17 protein-coding genes are annotated in these 20714 nt (G+C 72.7%); 2 read left to right on the plus strand and 15 right to left on the minus strand.

Annotated features, from left to right (window positions below; genetic code table 11):
- Positions 1–34 precede the first annotated feature (34 nt).
- The 11 genes from LTT61_RS10710 to LTT61_RS10760 form a co-directional block, all read right to left on the minus strand.
- Positions 35–2146, minus strand: a complete 2112-nt coding sequence (locus tag LTT61_RS10710) for a glycogen debranching N-terminal domain-containing protein (protein ID WP_233019785.1) — start codon at positions 2144–2146, stop codon at positions 35–37.
- The gene (locus LTT61_RS10715) at positions 2143–3228 is read right to left on the minus strand and encodes a glycosyltransferase family 4 protein (protein WP_233020952.1); all 1086 of its coding nucleotides are present in this window, start codon (positions 3226–3228) and stop codon (positions 2143–2145) included. The genes LTT61_RS10710 and LTT61_RS10715 overlap by 4 nt, the downstream gene beginning before the upstream one ends.
- A 333-nt stretch (positions 3229–3561) precedes the next feature.
- Positions 3562–4647, minus strand: coding sequence for a winged helix DNA-binding domain-containing protein (locus tag LTT61_RS10720; protein WP_233019786.1), 1086 nt, complete (start codon positions 4645–4647; stop codon positions 3562–3564).
- A gap of 29 nt (positions 4648–4676) precedes the next feature.
- Positions 4677–6203: a PstS family phosphate ABC transporter substrate-binding protein gene (locus LTT61_RS10725; protein ID WP_233019787.1), complete on the minus strand. Its 1527-nt coding sequence runs from the start codon at positions 6201–6203 to the stop codon at positions 4677–4679.
- Between the two features lie 105 nt (positions 6204–6308).
- Entirely contained in the window at positions 6309–7331 is a 1023-nt protein-coding gene (locus tag LTT61_RS10730; RefSeq protein ID WP_233019788.1) for a PHP domain-containing protein, read from the minus strand.
- Positions 7328–7912, minus strand: a complete 585-nt coding sequence (locus tag LTT61_RS10735; RefSeq protein WP_233019789.1) for a dihydrofolate reductase family protein — start codon at positions 7910–7912, stop codon at positions 7328–7330. Before LTT61_RS10735 ends, LTT61_RS10730 begins: the two co-directional genes overlap by 4 nt.
- A gap of 27 nt (positions 7913–7939) precedes the next feature.
- The gene (gene mutM, locus LTT61_RS10740; protein ID WP_233019790.1) at positions 7940–8821 is read right to left on the minus strand and encodes a bifunctional DNA-formamidopyrimidine glycosylase/DNA-(apurinic or apyrimidinic site) lyase; all 882 of its coding nucleotides are present in this window, start codon (positions 8819–8821) and stop codon (positions 7940–7942) included.
- 1 nt (position 8822) lies between these two features.
- Positions 8823–9557, minus strand: coding sequence for a ribonuclease III (gene rnc / locus LTT61_RS10745; protein ID WP_233019791.1), 735 nt, complete (start codon positions 9555–9557; stop codon positions 8823–8825).
- A gap of 19 nt (positions 9558–9576) precedes the next feature.
- Complete coding sequence (gene rpmF, locus LTT61_RS10750; RefSeq protein WP_067658664.1) at positions 9577–9759, minus strand: 50S ribosomal protein L32; 183 nt, start codon at positions 9757–9759, stop codon at positions 9577–9579.
- Between the two features lie 2 nt (positions 9760–9761).
- The gene (locus LTT61_RS10755; protein ID WP_233019792.1) at positions 9762–10421 is read right to left on the minus strand and encodes a YceD family protein; all 660 of its coding nucleotides are present in this window, start codon (positions 10419–10421) and stop codon (positions 9762–9764) included.
- 81 nt (positions 10422–10502) lie between these two features.
- A complete protein-coding gene (locus LTT61_RS10760; RefSeq protein WP_233019793.1) occupies positions 10503–11279 on the minus strand; it encodes a DivIVA domain-containing protein in 777 nt (258 codons plus the stop codon).
- Between the two features lie 309 nt (positions 11280–11588).
- Here LTT61_RS10760 and LTT61_RS32930 point away from each other — a divergent pair, with 309 nt between their 5' ends.
- Complete coding sequence (locus LTT61_RS32930) at positions 11589–12224, plus strand: GtrA family protein (protein ID WP_420094767.1); 636 nt, start codon at positions 11589–11591, stop codon at positions 12222–12224.
- Here the strand turns inward: LTT61_RS32930 and coaD are convergent.
- The 3 genes from coaD to LTT61_RS10780 are packed head-to-tail and all read right to left on the minus strand — an operon-like array spanning position 12221 to position 16698.
- Complete coding sequence (gene coaD, locus LTT61_RS10770; RefSeq protein ID WP_233019794.1) at positions 12221–12703, minus strand: pantetheine-phosphate adenylyltransferase; 483 nt, start codon at positions 12701–12703, stop codon at positions 12221–12223. The genes LTT61_RS32930 and coaD overlap by 4 nt on opposite strands.
- Before the next feature lie 33 nt (positions 12704–12736).
- The gene (gene rsmD / locus LTT61_RS10775; protein WP_233019795.1) at positions 12737–13297 is read right to left on the minus strand and encodes a 16S rRNA (guanine(966)-N(2))-methyltransferase RsmD; all 561 of its coding nucleotides are present in this window, start codon (positions 13295–13297) and stop codon (positions 12737–12739) included.
- Positions 13294–16698 (minus strand): pyruvate carboxylase, encoded by a 3405-nt coding sequence (locus tag LTT61_RS10780; protein ID WP_233019796.1) that lies wholly within the window; start codon positions 16696–16698, stop codon positions 13294–13296. The genes rsmD and LTT61_RS10780 overlap by 4 nt, the downstream gene beginning before the upstream one ends.
- A 314-nt stretch (positions 16699–17012) precedes the next feature.
- Between LTT61_RS10780 and LTT61_RS10785 the strand changes: the two genes are divergently transcribed.
- On the plus strand, positions 17013–18428 hold the full coding sequence (locus tag LTT61_RS10785) for a short-chain fatty acyl-CoA regulator family protein (protein ID WP_233020954.1): 1416 nt from the start codon (positions 17013–17015) through the stop codon (positions 18426–18428).
- A 6-nt stretch (positions 18429–18434) separates the two neighbouring features.
- On the opposite strand, the gene recG is transcribed toward LTT61_RS10785, so the two are convergent.
- Positions 18435–20711, minus strand: coding sequence for an ATP-dependent DNA helicase RecG (recG, locus tag LTT61_RS10790; protein ID WP_233019797.1), 2277 nt, complete (start codon positions 20709–20711; stop codon positions 18435–18437).
- Positions 20712–20714 lie beyond the last annotated feature (3 nt).

Here is a 20714-nt window from a genome sequence, read left to right on the forward strand (position 1 = left end):
TCGCGCCTCTCGGTGTTCGGTTATCGGGGGGAGTTCACTCCGCGATCAGCTTCCACTCGTCCGGCAGCCGGACCTCGGCGACCTCGTCGCCCTTGGCCTGCACGTCGACGGTGACGCCGCCGAGCCGCAGCGCGGAGAGCGTCACCGTCCCCCAGGAGGCGGGCAGCCGCGGCCGCACGCCGAGCGTGCGCTCAGGCACATTCGGCTCCAGCCCGAGGAAGGAGCGCACCAGCAGCATCGGGGCCGCGCTCGCCCACGCCTGCGGCGAACACGAGGTCGGGTAGGGAACCGGCGCCGCGAAGCGGGAACGCGGGAAGCCGCAGAACAATTCGGGAAGCCGGCCCCCGAAGGCGGCGGCCGCGTCGAGCAGCCCGCCCGCCAGCCGGGTCGCCAGCTCGACCGCGCCGGGCACGTGCTCGTAGCGCAGCAGCCCGGCCACCGCGAGCGCGGTGTCGTGCGGCCAGATCGAGCCGTTGTGGTAGCTCATCGGGTTGTAGGCGCCCATGTCGGAGCCGAGCGTGCGCAGCCCGAAGCCGCTGTCCATCCCCGGGCCGCCGAGGTGTCGCACGATCTGCTCGGCGTGCTCGTCGGTGGCGATGCCCGCCCAGAGACAGTGCGCCACATTGCTGGTCAGCGCGGTAACCCGGCGCTTGTCCCGGTCCAGCGCGACGGCGTACCAGCCGCGCTCGGGCAGCCAGAACTTCGCCGCGAAGTTCTGCTTCATCTCGGCCGCCTTGTCGCGCAGCTTGGCCGCCACCCGCACCTCGTCGAAGGCCTCGGCGAGCTCGGCGCGGGCCAGTACCGCGGCGTAGGCGTAGCCCTGCACCTCGCAGAGCGCCAGCGGCGCCTCCGGCAGGTGCCCGCTCGCGTCGTTGATGCCGTCGAAGCTGTCCTTCCAGCCCTGGTTGATCAGGCCGCGGTCGGTGGCGCGGCGATACTCGACGAAGCCGTCGCCGTCCCGGTCGCCGTAATCGCGCAGCCAGCGCAGCGCGGCGTCGGCGGCGGGCAGCAGCGCCTCCACCGCCTCCCGGTCGGCGCCCCAGCGGTGCGCCTCGTTCAGCAGCATGACGAAGAGCGGGGTGGCGTCGGCGGTGCCGTAGTAGATGTTGCCGCCCAGCACCTGGCCGCTGGCCGGGCCGCGGCGCATCTCGTGCATGATCCGCCCCGGCTCCTCCTCGGTGAGCGGATCCACCCGGCGGCCCTGCAACTCGGCGAGCTGCTGCAGGGTGCCGACCGCGAGGTCGACCTCGAGCGGCAGCGCCATCCACGCGGTCAGCAGGCTGTCCCGGCCGAAGAGCGTCATGAACCAGGGCGCGCCCGCCGCGACGAACGGGCGGCCGTCGCCGTGCTCGTCGTGGATCTGCAGCGCGCCGAGATCGCTCTCGGTGCGGCGCAGCACCTGGGCGAGCACCGGGTCGTCGGCGCGCACGTCGGTGGCGGAGTCGCGCCAGGCCGCGATCTTGCGGCCCGGCGCGCTGATTCCGTAGTTCTCGGACTGGACGCGCTGGTTGCCGACGGTGGGCTGGGCGATGATCTCGGTCTGCCAGAGCTCGCCGGGCGGGACCACCACCCGCCACACCAGGGTGCCCGGCAGCACCACCGGCTCCACCGTCGACGACACCGAGAGCCCGCGCATCCGCTCGGCCCGGTCGTGCAGCAGCAGCTCGCCGTCGCTGACGGTGACCTCGGCCCTGGTGTGCCCGGCCCGGCCCTCCTTGACCGCGAACAGGTCGACGAAGTCCGCGTCGACGTGCAGCTCCAGCGTGACCGCGGTCGGTTCGCGGCCCATGTTCTCCAGCGTGACCGTCTCGTGCATGCCCTCGGCCACCAGCCGCTCCCTGACCACGAGCAGCGTGCTGTCGGCGATCCCGGCCTGCGGTGGACGGCGCAGCACGAACCTGGCCGCGAACGCCTCCGGGCTCAGCACGGAGAGCGAATCGGCGGGTTTGCCGTCCACCAGCAGCTCCCAGCGGGAGATGACGCGCGCGTCCCGGTAGAACAGGCCGTGCGGCAACCCCGGCGCGATATCGCCGAGCCGGTTGGACAGGCAGAAGGTGCCGCCCTCCACCAGGGTCACCGAGGCCCCGCAGCCACCGAGACCGGTGGGTTCGCCTGCGTTGAGCGGGGCGGGCGCGTCGGCCGTCATGCCCGGCCGCTCGTCACGAAGGTCAGCGCGGTCGAGCCGGCGAAGCGAACGGCGCGCTCGCGCAGCAGCTTCCGGTAGACGTCCTCGTAGCCGCGGCCGAGCGTCTCGGCGCCGAAGTTGGCCGCCACGTGCGCCCGGCAGGCCGCCGGGTCGTAACCGCGCACCTCGGCGATGGCGGCGGGCAGCTCGGCGGGGTCGTCGCAGATCCGCCCGGTCACCCCGTCCACCACGACCTCGGGCACCGCGCCGCCGCGCAGCGCCACCACCGGGGTGCCGCAGACCATCGCCTCGATCATCACCATGCCGAACGGCTCCTCCCACCGCACCGGGAACAACAGGCAGCTCGCCTCGGAGAGCAGCCTGCGCTTGGCGGTGGCATCGGCCATCCCGAAGACGTGGTCCTGCTCGCCGAGCAGCGGGCGGACCTTCTCCTCGAAGTAGTTCTGCTCCGCCGGTTCGCTGCACTTGCCCGCGAGTACCAGGGGGATACCCGCTTCGTGGGCCGCTTGAACCGCCAGATGCGGCGCCTTGTCCTCGGTGTAGCGGCCGAGGAAGAGCGCGTACTCCTTCTTCTCGGCCTGGAACGGCCATTCGTCCACGTGCAGGGCGTTGTGCACCCGCCCGACCCAGTTCAGGTCGGGGGCGAGCGCGCGCTGCCGGTCGCTGATCGCGACCAGCGCCACCTCGTCGCCCATCTCGCGGTAGTAGCGGTAGCTGTCGTCCTGCACCGGGCCGTGCACGGTGACGACGGTGGGCAGCCCGAGCCCCGCGTAGGCGGGGGCGTTGAGCGGGCCCGCGAAGGTGTGGTCGTGCACCAGGTCGACCCCGTCGGTGCCGGCGAGCCGCTCGATCGCGCGGCGCACCCGCAATGCGTGCACCACCTCGGGAAACGGCTCGCCGAGCCGCTCCGGGACCGCGCGGTCCCACAGCGGCAGGAAGTTCGCCTTGGTTCCGGGCTCACCCGCACCGAGCAGGGTCACCTCGTGGCCCAGGCCGACGAGCGAATCCACCAGGTCGGCGACGACCGCCTCGACCCCGCCGTACGCCTTGGGCGGCACATCGAAGTACGGGGGCACCACCATGGCGATCCGGAACCGATCGGGACGACGACCGAGCGACAGCAGATCCGCGGTATCGAACTGCGCCGGGATCGGCGCTGACAACCCTGCGCTCATGACCCTCCTTCCAGGGGAACAACCTTGGAGCACATCCACCCGGCACACCGGTGTACCGGGCGCAGAAAGATGGCCGCCGCGGCGGAGGTGAAGACCGAGCAGCACCGCCGTCCATGGGGCAGGTCGGCCTGGGAGGGGTGCGGAACGCCAGAGAAGTTCCCAGGGGGGCCGCCGACAACATAGCCCACTTTCGGCGCTCGAAACCTCGAAACCGAGAGCCGACGGCGCGTCGGCGAATACTCAGCGCACGATGGAAATTGCCGCTTCCCCGTAAGGGATCAGGAATTTCAGCGTTCGCTCGGCTTCTTCGCGGATCGCAGCATCATCCGAGTTACCGATCGGATGCCAGGGCTCGACGCGCAGCGTGCTCCCCGCCAGCGACCACCGGCCGTGCACGAAACCGTCCACCAGGTACACCGGCACGCCGGCCGACGCCTCGGCCGCGGTGCGCCGCCGGTCGGCCTCGCTCACGATGCGGCGCCGGTCCCGGTAGCCGAGCACGGCGTTGTCGAAGGCGGGCAGGAAGCGCACCGGCACCGGGGTCTCCGGGTCGGCGAGCACCGCGTCCGGCAGGTCGAAGAGTTCGCGGCCGTCCGGGTCGCGCAGCACCCGCAGCTCCGGCCGCAGCGCCGCGAAGACCGGGGCCAGCCTGGTCGCGCCGGACCACGCCTGCGCGTCGGCCACGGTCGCCGGGCCGAAGGCGGCCAGGTAGCGCCGCACCAGCGTCGCCGGCTCCGGCGCGGGGGCGAGCGGGCCGAGCCGCGCCTCCGCCAGCCCGACCGTGACGTAGCGGTTGCGCCAGCGCCCCCACTCGCCGCACTCCGGGCCGTGCACCAGCGGCACCATGACCTCGACCGCCTCGGCCAGCCTGCGCACGTGCCGCTCCGGAAACCGCTCCGCCAGCGCGGTTCCCAGCTCCCCGCGGGTGAGCAGCCGGTCGCCGAGCAGCTCCCGGCCCGCGGCCGCGAGCGCGGCGTGGTCGATGCCGTCCAGCTCGTCGCGGTAGTACGCCGAGCGCACCGCGCCCGCGACCAGCTCGTGCAGGGTGGGGCGGAGCCAGCGGAAGTCGGCGGCGGTGGTCAGGTGCACGGTGCGGCGCAGCGTGGTCGAGCGCACCACCTCGCCCGCGATCAGCGCTGCCGCCAGATCGGCGCGGTCGAACCGCCGCAGCCGATTCCAGAGCCCCAGGTACGGCCAGTTCGGCTCCTGCCCCTGCACGGCGACCAGCTCCTCGATCAGCGCCGCCGGGGTGAGCGGGGCGGGCTCGATCAGGTGCTGGCGGGTGAGCAGGGTGCGGTTCAGGGCGCGCAGCGAGAGGTCGGGCACCGCTCCATCATCGCGGGTGGCACCGACATTCAGCCGCTGTCGCCGCAGCGCGCTGGGTTCGGCAGGTCGCGGCAGGGTTCGGTGCCGTGCGCGCGCAGGACGTCGCTGCCCGCCTCGTCGGTGAGGTAGCGCAGGAACGCGGCGGCCGGGGAGCCGGGCGGGGCGGCGCCGTAGCTGTAGGCGAACTCGATGCCCCACAGCTCGTAGCGCCCGGCGAGCGCTGCCTGCCGGTCGGGGGCGACGCCGTTCAGCGCGGGGGTGCGCAGCCCGGCCCTCGTCGCCTCGCCGAACTCGCTGTACCCGATGGCGCCCCTGGTGTCCCGCACGGTCTGCAGCAGGTCGCCGGTGACCTCGGCGGTGCAGCGGGTCGGACCGGACAGTTCGCGGCCCTGGACGGCGAGGCAGCTGGTGTGCGGCACCGCGGGCTGTGACCCGCCGAGCACCCGCTGCTCGAACACCGCGCGCGTCCCCGAGCCGGGGGCCCGCTCCACCAGCACCACCGGCAGTGGCGGGCCGCCGAGCTCGCTCCAATCGGTCACCCGCCCGGCGTAGATGTCGCGCAGCTGCGCGGTGGTCAGCGAGGGCAGGTCGAGCTCGGGGTGGGTGACGACGGTGAACACCGCGACCGCCAGCGAGCGGCGGTCCAGCTTCGGGTAGTTGGCGCCGATCGGGTTGTCGCCGATGGCGATCAGCGTGCCGTCGGTGGAGGCGGCCCTGGTCAGCCGGTCCAAGCCGCGCTCGGTGCCCTCGAAGGCGAAATCGAAGCGCAGGTCGCGGCATTCGGCGCGGTACCGCTCCGCCGCGTCCTGGATCACCGGCCGCAGCGCGGACGACCCGACGACGGTGAGCTCACCGGCGGCACAGCCGCGCGGCGGCCGGTCCCCGCGGACCACCCCGACCACCAGCTGCGCCGCCACCACCAGCACCAGGAACCCGACCAGCAGGAACATCCCGCGCGATGCCCCGGTCCGGCTGCGGGTCTCCAGCAGCCGCCCGCCCTTGATCCCGCCGCGCAGCTCGGGCTCCGGGTCCGCGCCGGACCGGCCCTGCCGCCGCAGGATGACGAGCACCTTGTAGTGGTCGCCGCGGTTCAGCGGCACCCTGGGCAGGTCGACCACGCCGCGGCCCGCGCTCGCGTCCCAGCGATGGGCGATCCCCGAACGGGCGTCGAGACACTCGGCGAGGCCGGGGTGGCTCAGCTCGGTCACCGCCATGCCGATCACCCGGCGCTGCGGGAAGTGCACGTGCAGCCCGGCCCTGCCGTTCTCGAGGGTCTGGTAGTCGCTGGTGTCGATGGTGGTGGCACCGGAGTTCTCGATCCGGACCAGCACCACCGAGAGGTCCTTCAGATCGGTGGCGCCGTCCGGAGATTCGGGCCGCAGGCGGGTGAGCACGCCGGGGAACACCGATTCGATCTCGCCGGTGACCGGGGTGTCCATCTGCACCCGGTAGCCGAGCCTGCGCCTGCCGACCACGACGAATTCCCAGAGGAACGCGCTGATCGGCACCGCCACACCGATGAGCGCGAGGACGATCTCGATCGGAAACCCGTTCACGCTCCCGCGCTCCCCCCGTATTCGGTTGCCGTGAGCACAGTTTCGACGGCGGGGCCGGGGACCGACACCCGGGGCGGGACAGTTCGCCGAGTGTTCCCCTCGGGTTCAGCGCCCGGTGGTCCAGGCCAGCAGCTCGGCCAGCGGCCAGGTGTTGACCACCCGCTCCGGCGGGACCCCGTTCGCCAGCGCGCGCTCGCAGCCGTAGCCGAGCCAGTCCAGCTGGCCGGGGGCGTGCGCGTCGGTGTCGATCGAGAACAGGCACTCCATCTCGACGGCGAGCCGGAGCAGCCGGGCGGGCGGGTCGCGTCGCTCCGGGCGGCTGTTGATCTCCACCGCGGTGCCGTAGGCGCGGCACGCCTCGAAGACCACCTCGGCGTCGAACTGCGACTCCGGCCTGGTGCCGCGGCCGCCCTCGACCAGCCGCCCGGTGCAGTGCCCGAGCACGTCGACGTGCGGGTTGGCGACGGCGTAGACCATCCGCTCGGTCATGGCGGCGCTGTCCTCCCTGAGCCGGGAGTGCACACTGGCCACCACCACGTCGAGCTCGGCGAGCAGCTCGGGCTCCTGGTCCAGCTCGCCGCCGGCCAGGATGTCGACCTCGATCCCGGTGAGCACCCGGAAGGGCGCGATCTCCGCGTTCAGCTCGGCGACCACGTCGAGCTGGCGGCGCAACCGCTCGGCGGAGAGCCCGTTGGCGACGGTGAGCCGCGGCGAGTGGTCGGTGAGCGCGCAGTACTCGTGCCCGAGCGCGGCGGCCACCGCCATCATCTCGGCGATCGGGCTGCCGCCGTCGGACCACTCCGAGTGGGTGTGCAGGTCGCCGCGGAGCCGCTGCCGCAGCGCCGCCCCCGCCGGGCCGATCGGCGCGGCCGCCTGCCGCAGCTCGGCGAGGTACCGCGGCACCTCCCCCGCCTGCGCCTCGGCGATCACCGCCGCCGTCTTGGGGCCGATCCCGGCCAGCTCGCGCCACGAATTCGTCGCCGCGCGCTCGGCGAACTCGGCCTCGGGCAGCCCGCCGACCACGTCGGCCGCGCGCCGGTACGCCTTGACCCGGTGGGTCTCGGCGCGCGAGCGCTCCAGCCAGAAGCCGATCTCGCGCAGCGCCTCGACCGGGCCCGGTGCGGTCACGGGCGCAGCGCGGCGTACTTGAGGAAGGCGACCCCGTCGGCGAAGACCCGGCTGGTGACCACCCGGAAGCAGGCGGGCTCGGGCAGCCGCGAACCGGCGCCGAAGAGCGGGCGGCCCGCGCCGAGCACAATCGGGTACAGCTTGAGGAACACCTGGTCGATCTCGGGCAGCAACGCCTGCGCCAGCTCGCCGCCGCCGCACAGCCAGATGCCGAGGCCGTCCTCGCGCTTGAGCGCCCGCACCGCGGCGACCGGGTCGCCCGCGATGAGCTCGACGTCCGGGTCCGGGTTCTCCGGCAGCGTGCCGGAGACGACGTACTGCCGCAGGTGCGAGTACGGGCTGGCGGTACCGGTGCGCACCCCGAAGTCGTGCGTGCGCCTGCCCATCACGACGGTGTCGAAGGTCTGGTTCGGCTTGTCGACGCCGAGCGCCTCGCGGACCTTGGTCGGCAGCGTCTCGGGGTAGTGGCTGTTGATGTAGGGGCCGTGGTCGCCGCCGACCGGGAAGAAGTCGACCGAGCCGTCCTCGGTCGCGATGAAGCCGTCGATGGTCGAGGCCACGTAGTAGGTGAGCTTGCGCATGCGTCCTTCCCTCTCAGGCGCCGGTGCTCACACGGTAACGCGCTTTCCGGCGCGGGCACGCGGCTTCGGCTGGCAGCGCGGGCAGGAGAAGGACGACCGGTTCATGAACCTCTCCCGCACCATCGGCGCACCGCAGCGGCGGCACGGCTCGTCGACCCGGCCGTAGGCGTCCAGCGAGCGCTCGAAGTACCCGGAGTTGCCGTTCACATTGACATACAGCGCGTCGAAGGAGGTGCCGCCCGCGGCGAGCGCGGCGGTCATCACCTCGGTGGCGGCGTCCAGCAGGGTGCGCAGCGCGGGGCGGGTCAGCCCGGCGGCGCTCCTGGTGCCGTGCACGCGGGCGCGCCAGAGCGCCTCGTCCGCGTAGATGTTGCCGATCCCGGAGACCACGCCCTGGTCAAGCAGCAGCCGCTTGATCTCGGTCTGCCTGGCACGCAGCGCGGTGACCGCGGCCTCCCGGTCGAAGCGGGGGTCGAGCGGGTCGCGGGCGATGTGCGCGACCGGCGCGGGCAGCGGCGTCCCGTCGACGGTGACCAGCGGGGCCAGCGCCCAGCCACCGAAGGTGCGCTGGTCGACGAAGCGCAGCTGGGTGCCGTCGCTCAGCCCCGCGGTGATGTGCGCGTGCTTCTGCCGCGGCGCCGCACCCGGCTGCACCAGCATCTGCCCGCTCATCCCGAGGTGCACGACGAGCGCGAGATCCGGCTCGTCGAAGGTGAGCCAGAGGAACTTGCCGCGGCGCTCGGCGCTCGCGACGGTCAGCCCGGAGAGCCGGGCGGCCAGGTCGGCCGCGCCCGCCGGGTGCCTGCGCACCGAACGCTCGTGCGTGACGGTGACCGACTCGATCACCCGGCCGACCACGTGCTCGGCCAGCCCGCGCCGTACCACCTCGACCTCGGGGAGCTCCGGCACGTCAGGCGTCGGCGGCGGCTTCGGCGGTCAGCGCCTGGTAGGCGGTGCCCGCGGCCTTCTGCTCGGCTTCCTTCTTGGAGCGGCCGACCCCGGTGCCGTAGGGCCGTCCGGCGATCACCGTCGTCGCGGTGAACTCCTTGTCGTGGTCCGGGCCGGTGGAGCTGATCTCGTAGCTGGGCACGCCGAGGCCGCGCTCGGCGGTGAGCTCCTGCAGGCTGGTCTTCCAATCCAGGCCCGCGCCCATCCGCGGGCCGCGCTCGAGCAGCTCGGCGAAGAGCCGCAGCACGACGGTGCGGGCCACCTCGATGCCGTGCTCCAGGTGCACCGCACCGAGCAGCGACTCCATGCCGTCGGCGAGGATGCTCGGCTTGTCCCGGCCGCCGGTGAGCTCCTCGCCCTTGCCGAGCAGCAGGTGCGTGCCGAGCCCGCCCGCGCCGAGCGCCCGCGCCACCTCGGCCAGCGCGTGCATGTTGACCACGCTGGCGCGCAGCTTGGCGAGCTCGCCCTCGGACTTCTCCGGGTGCTCGTGGTAGAGCTGCTCGGTGATGCTGAGCCCGAGCACCGAGTCGCCGAGGAACTCCAGGCGCTCGTTGGTGGGCAGCCCGCCGTTCTCGTAGGCGTACGAGCGGTGCGTCAGCGCGAGCCGCAGCAGCTCCGGCTGCAGTTCGACGCCGAGCGCGGCGAGCAGGCTCGCATGGTCACCGGAGGCGTGGGCGCCGTCCCTACTGGATGTCACGTCGATACGAGGGGCTCGCTCAGACGGCGGCGGTGACCTGGCGGCCCCGGTACGTGCCGCAGTTCGGGCAGGCGATGTGCGGCAGCGTCTTCTCGCCGCAGGCCCGGTTCGGGCAGGTGATGAGGGTGGGCGCGACAGCCTTCCACTGGCTGCGCCGCGACCTGGTGTTGGAACGGGACATCCGGCGCTTCGGAACGGCCACGACTACTTCTCCTCTGTACGCGAGCGTGCCTGGTCGGCAGCACGATCTGACGGTGGGTGGTCCTGGGGACCGGGGGACGCGACATCCGCATCGGAGGCGAACTTCGCCAGTCCGGCCCAGCGAGGATCGAGTATCTCATGCCCGTGCCCGGAACCCGCAATCGCCATCCGGACACCGCACTCGGGGCAGAGCCCGGCGCAGTCCGGGGCGCAGAGCGGCTGCAGCGGCAGCTCCAGCCCGATCGCGTCGATGACCACCGGCTCCAGGTCGATGAGGTCGTCGACCAGCCGGTGGACGTCGTCCTCCTCGGTGGTCTGCTCGGTGGCGCTGTCCGGGTAGGCGAACAGCTCGGTGATCGACAGCTCGACGGAGTCGGTGAACGACTCCAGGCAGCGCGAGCACTCGCCCGCCACCGGCGCCGAGACGGTGCCGGTGACCAGCACGCCCTCGGAGACGGCCTGCAGCGTGAGGTCGAGATCGATGGGCGCGCCCTCGGGGATGTGCACGAGGTCGAGGCCGATCCGCTCGGTGGCGGTGACCTCGCGGCGCAGCTCGCGCATGGTGCCGGGGCGGCGCCCCAGGCTGCGGGCATCCAGTACGAAGCCGCCGACCTGAAGCCCGTGCGAAGCCGGGCGACGGCGCGCGGCGGAACCGGCGGACATCACGAATTCACTCCGATACTGAAGGGGGATGGGCAACCACCCCACAGTACGCGACGGGCAGCTCCGCGCCCCAATCGCGGGTCAGCGCCGGTAGTCGGCGACGTACTCGGGGGCCGGGTACTCGGCGGCGTAATCGGGCGCCTTCCCCGCCTCGGCGCGCAGCTGGTGCCTGCCCCGGACGACGGTGCGCAGCGTGCTGTTCAGCGTCTCCTCGAAGTCGGCCAGCTTGCCGTCGACGTAGTGGTCGCACTCGTCGCGCATGCGGTCGGACTCCCCGTGCGCGGCATCGATCACCCGCGCCGACTCGGCGTGCGCGGCGCGCACCACCTCGGTCTGCGCCACCAGCCGGGCCCGCTCGGCCTCGCCCTCGGCGACCGAGCGCTCGAAGGATGCCTTGCCCGCCTCGATCATCCGCTCCGACTCGACCCTGGCCCGGCCGGTGACCGCGTCGTACTCGGCATTGGCGTCGGCGACCAGCCGCTCCGCCTCGGCCTGGGCGCCGGTGACCAGGTGGTCGGCGTGCGCGTTGGCATCGGCCACCATCCGGTCGGCGTGCGCCTTGGCCTCGGCCAGGATGCGGTCGGCCTCGGCGCGCGCGGACTCGAGGGTGTCCCGCGCCTGCTCGTCGGCGCCGGTGACGGTGGCCTCGGCGGAGGTGCGGGCATCGGTGACGATCTTGTCCCGGTGGTCGAGCACGTCCTGCGCGTCGTCGAGTTCACCGGGCAGCGCGTCCCGCACGTCGTCGAGCAGCTCCAGCACCTCGCCGCGGGGCACGATGCAGTTGCGGGTGGGCGGGATGCCGCGTGCCTCCTCGACGATCGCCACGAGCTCGTCGAGCGCTTCGAATACGCGATACATGCTGTCACCCTCCTCGGCACACACTTCGCCTGTGCTCCAGTCTGCCCGGAGCGGCGGGGTTGACCCCGGCACGCGGCCGGTGTGTCGAGCGGTTGCGGGAAATCACAGGATTCCCTCAGGAGCAAGTGGAGAGCGAACCTCCGGTTGATGTAGAATACTCGCGGAGGTCGACAAGATCTTCGCAAGCGAATCGCAGGCTCCACCCAGGATTCTGCGGATAGGCAGCCGCCGTGCCGAGCACCCGCCCTCGAGCGGGCAGCGGGAATCCCCCGCGACGCCCGGTGCCAGGCTCTCGCGATCGGAACGCGTATGACCGTCCTGCACCCGCGCACCGCGGTGATGTCGCATCTCACCACCCTCATCGCGCCGTGGACGCCGATGACCGCTGCCGCGCGCGGCCCCGCGGGCGACCCGGCGGAGACAGGTGCCGACGACCGGGTCCGGCGGCAGCCGAGGCGGAGCAGGCGGGTTGCCAGGCTGCGCGCGGCCGGTGGGGCCGCGCTCGTGCGGGCCACCCAGCGCGGCCGCGCCGGGCTGGTCACCCTGCTCACCTACCTGCGCGGCGACCGCGCCCCCGCCCAGCTGGTGCGGTTCGCCATGGTCGGGATGGCGAGCAATGTCGTGTACGTGGCGTTGTTCCTCGCGCTGCTCGGGTCGGGGACGCTGCCCGCGAACACGGTCGGCTCGATCGCCAGCACCATCGTCGCCAACGAGCTGCACCGCCGGCTCACCTTCCGCGCCGCGGATCGGGTCGGCTGGTTCACCGCGCAGTGGGAGGGCGGCGGGCTCGCCGTCGCCGGGCTGCTCATCACCTCCGCGGGCCTGGCCGCGCTCGAGGTGGCCTCCCCCGGGCTCGGCGGCCTCGGCCAGGCCGCCGCCGTGCTCGCGATCACCGCCGCCGTCGGCACGCTGCGCTTCCTCGCGCTGCGCGGCTGGGTCTTCTAGCCCTGCTCGGCGAGCCGGGCCAGCAACGCCTTGTGCACGACGGGCGGCAGCATGTCGGCGACGTCGCCGCCGAACCTCGCGACCTCCTTGACCAGTGAACTCGAGAGGTGGGTGAACGCCGGGTCGGCAGGGATGAAGAAGGTGTCGACCCCGGCGAGCTTCTTGTTCATCAGCGCCATCGGCAGCTCGTAGCCGAAGTCGCCGGGATCGCGCAGCCCCTTCACGATGGCGGTGACGCCCTGCTCCCTGGCGAAGTCGACGGTCAGCCCCTGCCACGACGCGATCCGCACATTCGGCAGGTGGGCGGTGGTCTCGCGGAGCAACTCGATGCGCTCCGGCACGGTGAACATCCCCTGCTTCTTCGGGTTCACATTGACGGTCACGATCACCTCGTCGAACTGCGCCGCCACCCGCTGGAAGACGTCGAGGTGTCCGTTCGTCACCGGGTCGAACGAGCCCGGGCACAACGCTCCTGCCATGCCGCAGACGCTAGCAGCCGGTGGCGGTGTGGCTCAGCCGGGAGCGGCGAACTCGGCCAGCTCCAGCCGGGTTTCGCCGTACCGGCGTGGCTTCTCGGCGAGAAACCCGTTCGGCCAGGTGATCTCGGCCCCGCGAGCCGAGCGCTCGACCACCACCAGCGCCTCGGGCGCCAGCCAGCCGCGCGCGAGCGCGGTGAGATCGCCCTCGACGGCGGCGACGCCCAGGTCGTAGGGCGGGTCGGCGAAGACGAGGTCGAACGGCTCGGCGGGCGGCGTCGCCAGCACGGCGCAGACACTGCCCGCCCGCAGCTCCGCCCCCGGCAGGCCGAGCTCGGCGATATTGGCCCGGATCACCGCTCCCGCCTTCCGATCCGACTCCACCAGCAGGGCGAAGCCCGCCCCCCGGGAGAGCGCCTCCAGCCCGAGCGCCCCCGACCCGGCGTAGAGGTCGAGCACCCGCACCCCGTCGAAGTCGAGCCGGGCGGCGAGCGCGCTGAACAGCGCCTCGCGCACCCGATCCGAGGTCGGCCTGGTCCCCGCGGGCGGCACCCGGAGCCGCCGCCCGCCCGCCACCCCGGCGACGATCCGCGTCATTCCGCCGCGGACTCCCGCCCGGCGAGCTCGAGCAGCAGGTCGCCGCCCTCCACCTGCTGGACGGTGCTGATCGCGATCCGCGCGACCGTGCCGGGCCGCGGCGCGGTGATGGCGGCCTCCATCTTCATGGCCTCGATGGTGCCGATGGCGTCGCCCGCCGCGACGGTGTCGCCCTCGCTCACCGTCAGCGTAACCACGCCCGCGAACGGCGCCGCCACGTGCCTGGAGTCGTTGCGGTCGGCCTTCTCCGCCGACTTCACCTCGCCCGCGATCGAGCGGTCCCGCACCGCCACCGGACGCAGCTGGCCGTTGAGGATGCACATGACCGTGCGCATCCCGCGCTCGTCCGGCTCGGAGATCGCCTCCAGCCCGATCAGCAGCGTGACGCCCTTCTCCAGCTGCACCCGGTGCTCGTCCCCGCGACGCAGGCCGTAGAAGAACTGGTTCGCCGACAGCCCCGAGGTGTCACCGTAGGTCTCCCGGTGCGCGAGGAACTCACCGGTCGGGCCCGGGAACAGCAGCCGGTTCAAGGTGCCGCGGCGCTCCAGGGGTTCGCCGTCGAGCGCCTTCTCGTCCTCGTCGCTGAGCGGGGTCACCGGCTTCGGGTCGGTCCGGCCCTCCAGCGCGCGGGTCCGGAACGGCTCGGGCCAGCCACCGGCCGGGGTGCCGAGCTCGCCGCGCAGGAACCCGATCACCGAATCCGGGATGTCGTAGCGCGCCGGGTCGGCGGCGAACTGCTCGGCATCGACCCCGGTCCCCACCAGCGCCAGGGCCAGGTCACCGACGACCTTGGAGGAGGGGGTGACCTTGATCAGCCTGCCCAGCATCCGGTCCGCGGCCGCGTAGGTCGCCTCGACCTCCTCGAACCGGTCGCCCAGCCCCAGCGCGATGGCCTGCTGCCGCAGATTCGACAGCTGCCCGCCCGGGATCTCGTGGGTGTACACGCGCCCGGTCGGGGCCGGAAGCCCGGACTCGAACGGCGCGTACACCTTCCGCAGCGCCTCCCAGTACGGCTCCAGATCGCACACGGCCTGCAGGTTCAGCCCGGTGTCGAACTCCGAATGCGCCGCCGCGGCGACGATCGCCGACAGCGCGGGCTGGCTCGTCGTGCCCGCCATCGCCGCGCTCGCCCCGTCGACGGCATCCGCGCCCGCCTGCCAGGCGGCGAGGTAGGTCGCGAGTTGCCCGCCGGGGGTGTCGTGGGTGTGCACGTGCACGGGCAGGTCGAAGTTCCTGCGCAGCGCGGTCACCAGCTTGGTCGCGGCCGGCGCGCGGAGCAGCCCGGCCATGTCCTTGATCGCCAGCACGTGCGCGCCCGCCTGCACGATCTGCTCGGCCAGGCGCAGGTAGTAGTCGAGGGTGTAGAGGTTCTCGTTCGGATTCGCCAGGTCGCCGGTGTAGGAGAGCGCGACCTCGGCCAGCGCCGTTCCGGTCTCGCGGACCGCGTCGATCGCGGGACGCATCTGGTCGACGTTGTTCAGGGCGTCGAAGATGCGGAAGATATCGATCCCGGTCGAGGTGGCCTCGGCGACGAAGGCCCGGGTCACCTTCTCCGGATACGGGGTGTAGCCGACGGTGTTGCGCCCGCGCAGCAGCATCTGCAGGCAGATGTTCGGGATCGCCGCACGCAGCGCCGCCAGCCGCTCCCACGGATCCTCGTAGAGGAACCGCAGCGCCACGTCGTAGGTGGCCCCACCCCAGCACTCCACCGACAGCAACTCCGGCGTCGACCGCGCGACATGCCCGGCCACCCCCAGCAACCCGTTGGTCCGCACCCTGGTGGCCAGCAGCGACTGGTGCGCGTCGCGGAAGGTGGTGTCGGTGACGCCGACCGCCTTCTGCTCCCGCAACGCCTTCGCGAACCCCTCCGGCCCGAGCGCGCGCAACCGCTGCCGCGACCCGTCCGGCGGCGGCGCCGAGAGATCCAGCGCGGGCAGCTTGTCGTGCGGGTACACCTGCGTCGGCCGCTCCCCGTGCGGCTTGTTCACCGTGACGTCGGCGAGGTAGTTCAAGATCTTGGTCCCGCGGTCGCCGGACTCCGGCAACCGCAGCAGCTGCGGCCGCTCGTCGATGAACGACGTGGTCACCCGCCCCGCCCGGAAGTCGGGGTCGTCCAGCACGGCGAGCAGGAACGGGATATTGGTGGTCACGCCGCGGATCCGGAACTCCGCGAGCCCCCGCCGCGCCCGCGCCACCGCGAGCTCGAAATCGCGGCCCCGGCAGGTCAGCTTGACCAGCATGGAGTCGAAGTAGGCGCCGATCTCCGCGCCCAGGTTCGCCCCGCCGTCCAGCCGGATACCCGCGCCGCCGGGGGTGCGGTAGGCGGTGATCCGCCCGGTGTCGGGCCGGAAGCCGTTCGCCGGGTCCTCGGTCGTGATCCGGCACTGCAGCGCCGCACCGCGGATCGTCACCGCGTCCTGGCTCAGCCCGAGGTCTTCGAGGGACTCCCCCGCCGCGATCCGCAGCTGCGACTGCACCAGATCCACGTCGGTGATCTCCTCGGTCACCGTGTGCTCGACCTGGATCCGCGGGTTCATCTCGATGAAGACGTGGTTCCCGCGCTCGTCCAGCAGGAACTCCACCGTCCCCGCGCACGAGTAGTCGATCTCGCGGGCGAAGGCCACCGCGTCCGCGCAGATCCGCTCCCGCAGCTCCGGATCGAGGTTCGGCGCGGGCGCCAGCTCGATCACCTTCTGATGCCTGCGCTGCAGCGAACAGTCCCGCTCGAACAGGTGCATCACATTGCCGTGCTGATCGGCCAGGATCTGCACCTCGATGTGGCGCGGGTTCACCACCGCCTGCTCCAGGAACACGGTCGGATCGCCGAACGCCGACTCCGCCTCGCGCGAGGCCGCCTCGATCGCCTCACGCAACTGTTCGGGCTCGGCGACCCGCCGCATCCCGCGGCCACCGCCACCGGCCACCGCCTTGACGAAGATCGGGAACTGCAACTCGGCCGAGGCCGCGACCAGCTCCTCCACATCCGCGGATGGCTCGCTGGACTTCAGCACCGGCAGCCCGGCGGCGCGGGCGGCGGCCACCGCCCGTGCCTTGTTGCCCGCCAGCTCCAGCACCTGCGCGGAGGGGCCGATGAAGGTGATGCCCTCGGCGGCGCAGGCGGCGGCCAGGTCGGGGTTCTCCGAGAGGAAGCCGTAGCCGGGGTAGATGGCGTCGGCGCCCGCGGTCTTGGCGGCATCGATGACGGCCTCGATCGAGAGGTAGGCCCGGACCGGATGGCCCTCCTCGCCGATCTGGTAGGACTCGTCGGCCTTGAGCCGGTGCACCGAGTTGCGATCCTCGTAGGGGAAGACCGCGACCGTCCCGATCCCGAGCTCGTAGGCGGCGCGGAAGGCCCGAATAGCGATCTCACCGCGATTGGCGACCAAGACTTTCGAGAACATCAGCCCAACGTACCGAACCCGGCGAGCTGGGCGAACACCGATTCCCGTATTCGGAACTTCTTCACAACCGACCCTCGCAGGGTTGCGAAGTCCCGTTCATACGGATGTCACATGACGCCGCTGACGACGGGGTGCAGTAGGCGTGACGGCCACCCCGGCGTTAGAGTGGCGACTTTCCGATCACGCACCCTTCGCACGCTACGCAGCAGCGCAGGGGCCTGAAAGACCTTGCGGTATCGAAATTCCGCGTGCCGAACCGCGCCGTTCTGCGATGATTGCGAAGGCAAAGGTCTACCATCTGCCGGGTGCGCAAGATGTACGCGGGCGCCCGGCTGCGGCGGCTGCGCGAGGAACGCAGGATGACCCAGGCCGCGCTGGCCAAGTCGCTCGACCTCTCACCCAGTTACCTGAACCAGCTGGAGCGGGATCAGCGCCCGCTCACCATCCCGGTGCTGCTCAAGCTGAACTCGACCTTCGACCTGGACGTCCAGTTCTTCGCCACCGACTCCGACGCCAGGCTCGTCTCCGACCTGCACGAGGTGCTGGTCGACGCGGCGGGCGGCGACACCGCGCCGGTCACCGAGGTGGAGGAGCTGGCGACCAGGCTGCCCGAGGTGGCCCGGCTCGTGGTCGGGATGCACCGGCGGCTGCGCGCCGCCACCGACCAGCTCGACCTGCTCTCCTCCCGGATGGACGCCCCGGCGGGCGCCCCCGGCGCGCCCATGCCCTACGAGGACGTGCGCGACTTCTTCTACGACCACCACAACCACATCCCCAGCCTCGACCAGGCCGCCGAGCAGCTCTTCGAGCAGTCCGGGCTGACCGTCGGCTCGCTCGACCGGCAGCTGGCCCGGGTCGCCGAGGACCGGGCCGGGGTCACCGTGCTGGTCCGCGGCGACGGTGCCGACCCGGCCATCCCCAAGCGGCAGTACGACCCGGAGAGCCGCACGCTCACCCTGGCCCGCCGGCTGCGGCCGGGGCAGCGCGCCTTCCAGATCGCGGCCACGCTCGGCTTCCTGCTGCACGGCAGGGAGATCGACGCGGTGCTCGCGGAGACCCCGTCGCTCACCGGCGAATCCCGGTCGCTGGCCCGGATCGGGCTGGCGCACTACTTCGCCGGGGCGCTGGTGCTGCCCTACGGCCGCTTCCTGCGCTCGGCGGAGGAGCTGCGCTACGACATCGACCTGCTCGGGCTGCGCTTCGAGGTCGGGTTCGAGACGGTGTGCCACCGGCTCTCCACGCTGCAGCGGCAGGGCAGGCGCGGGGTGCCGTTCTTCTTCGTCCGCACCGACCGGGCGGGCAATATCTCGAAGCGGCAGTCCGCCACCGCGTTCCACTTCTCCCGGGTCGGCGGCTCCTGCCCGCTCTGGGTGGTGCACGAGGCGTTCGCCAACCCGGGGCGGATCCTCCCCCAGATCGCCGAGATGCCGGACGGGCGCCGCTACCTCTGGATCGCCCGCACCGCCACCCCCGGCCCGCGCGGGTACGGGGCCCCGGCCAAGGATTTCGCGGTCGCGCTCGGCTGCGACCTGGAGCACGCGGAGCGCACGGTGTACGCGCGCGGGCTGCGGCTGGACGACCCCGATGCCGCGGTGCCGATCGGCGCCGGGTGCAAGGTCTGCGACCGCGCCACCTGCACCCAGCGCGCGTTCCCGCAGATCGGGGCCCCGCTCGCGCTGCCGGAGCACGTCAGCACCGACCTCCCCTACCCCCGGCTCGGTCGCGGGTAGCGCGCGTCAGGATTTCGCCAGGTACTCCAGGCGCTCGCCGTCGACGGCGGCGCGCATCATGGCCGCCAGGCCGGGGTGCGCGTCGAGGCCGGGATCCTCCGCCACCACCGCGCGCGCGAAATCCTTCGCCGCGCTGATCGTTTCGAGATCGTCGAGGAGCGAGAGCAACCGCAGCGAGCGCGCGGTCCCGCTCTGCGCGGAGCCGAGCACGTCGCCCTCGCGGCGCTGCTTCAGGTCGAGCACCGCCAGCTCGAAACCGTCGGTGGTGGCGGCGACCGCCTCCAGCCGGGCCATCGCGGTCCCGCCCGGCGCGGCATCGGTGACCAGCAGGCACAGGCTCGCGTGCGCGCCGCGGCCGATCCGCCCGCGCAGCTGGTGCAGCTGGCTGACGCCGAACCGGTCGGCATCCAGGATCACCATGACGGTGGCGTTCGGCACGTCCACCCCGACCTCGACCACGGTGGTGCAGACCAGCACGTCCACGCTGCCCGCGTTGAAGGCCCGCATCACCTCGTCCTTCTCGTCCGCGGGCAGCCTGCCGTGCAGCAGCCCGACCCGGAGCCCGGCCAGCGCACCGCCCCGCAGCTCCTCGTAGACGTCGAGCACCGCCTGCGTGTTCGGCGGCTCCTTCTCGGCGGCCTTCCCCTTCTTCGGCTTCGCGGGGTGTTTCCCACCCTCGCCCCGCCCGTCGTCGTCCCCGATCCGCGAACACACCACATACGCCTGCCGCCCGGCCCGAACCTCCTCGGTGATCCGCTCCCAGGCCCGGTGCACCCAGCCGGGGTGCTGCCTGCGCGGCACCACCCTGGAGGCGATGGGCGAGCGGCCGCGGGGCAGCTCGGTGAGCGTGGAGGTCTCCAGGTCGCCGAGCGTGGTCATGGCGATGGTGCGCGGGATCGGGGTCGCGGTCATCACCAGCAGGTGCGGGCTGATGCCGCCCCTGGCCTTGGCGCGCAGCGCGTCCCGCTGCTCGACGCCGAAGCGGTGCTGCTCGTCCACCACCACCATGCCGAGGTCGAAGAACTCCACCGCGTCCTGGATCAGCGCGTGCGTGCCGATCACGATCCCGGCCTCGCCGGTGACCGCGGCCAGCAGCGCCGCCTTGCGCGCCGCGGCAGGCATCGAGCCGGTGAGCAGCACCACCCGGGTGGCGTGCTCGGCCGCGCCGAGCTCACCCGCGGCCGCGAGCTCGCCGAGCATGGCGCGCAGCGAGCGGTGGTGCTGCGCGGCGAGGACCTCGGTGGGGGCGAGCAGGGCGCACTGCTTGCCCGCGTCGACGACCTGCAGCATCGCGTGCAACGCGACGATGGTCTTGCCGGAGCCGACCTCGCCCTGCAGCAGGCGGTGCGTGGGGCGCTCCCGGCCCAGATCGGCGGAGATCTCGTCGATCACCTGCCGCTGCCCGGCGGTCAGCTCGAAGGGCAGCTTCGCGGCGAAGGCGGCGGCGATGCCGTCCCGGCGCGGCGGGCAGGGGTGCGCGGTGCGGCCCTCGACCTCGTGCCTGCGCTCGGCGAGCACCAGCTGCAGCGCCAGCGCCTCGTCGAAGCGCAGCCGGTCCCTGGCGCGGTCGATGTCGGCGCGGTGCTCGGGCAGGTGGATGAGGCGCAGCGCCTCGGTGATCTCCAGCAGGCCGCGCTCCGCGCGCACCGGCTCGGGCAGCGGGTCGTCCAGCGGGTCGAGCTGCTCGAGCACCTGCCGGACGCAGGCGAGCAGGTCCCAGCTCTGCACCTTCGCGGTCGCCGGGTAGACCGGGACGAACTCGCGCTCGAAGAACGCGGTGTCGACGCCATCGGCGCCCTGCGCGCTGCGCGCCAGCCCGGCCAGGTCACCCGCGCCGCGCACGGTGGTCAGGGCGGCGGGCTCGTCCTCCTCCGGCAGGATCAGGTAGCCGGGGTGGTTCAGGCTCCACTGGCCCGGCCGCCAGTAGTTGACGGTGCCCGACATCATGGCCCGCACCCCCTGCTTCACCGCGTACTTGACCTTGTCGCCGTTGAAGAAGGTGACGTCGACCGGGCGGCCCGAGCCGGTGTCGAGCGCGACCTTGAGCAGCGAGCCGCGGCGGTTGCGCATGGGCCGCAGGTCGGCCTTGGTGATCCGGCCGATCACGGTGACGTGCGCGCCGTCCTCCGGCTCCTCCTCGGTGAGCGGCTGGCCCTGGGTGGCGTAGCGCAGCGGGTAGTGCCGGAGCAGGTCCTCCGCCGTCCGCATGTCGAAGGCGTCGGCCAGCGAATCCGCCGCCTTCACGCCGAGCAGGTGATCGAGCCGATCGCCGAGTGTCGCCATTGT

This window comes from Nocardia asteroides (assembly GCF_021183625.1).
Lineage (GTDB): Bacteria > Actinomycetota > Actinomycetes > Mycobacteriales > Mycobacteriaceae > Nocardia > Nocardia asteroides_A.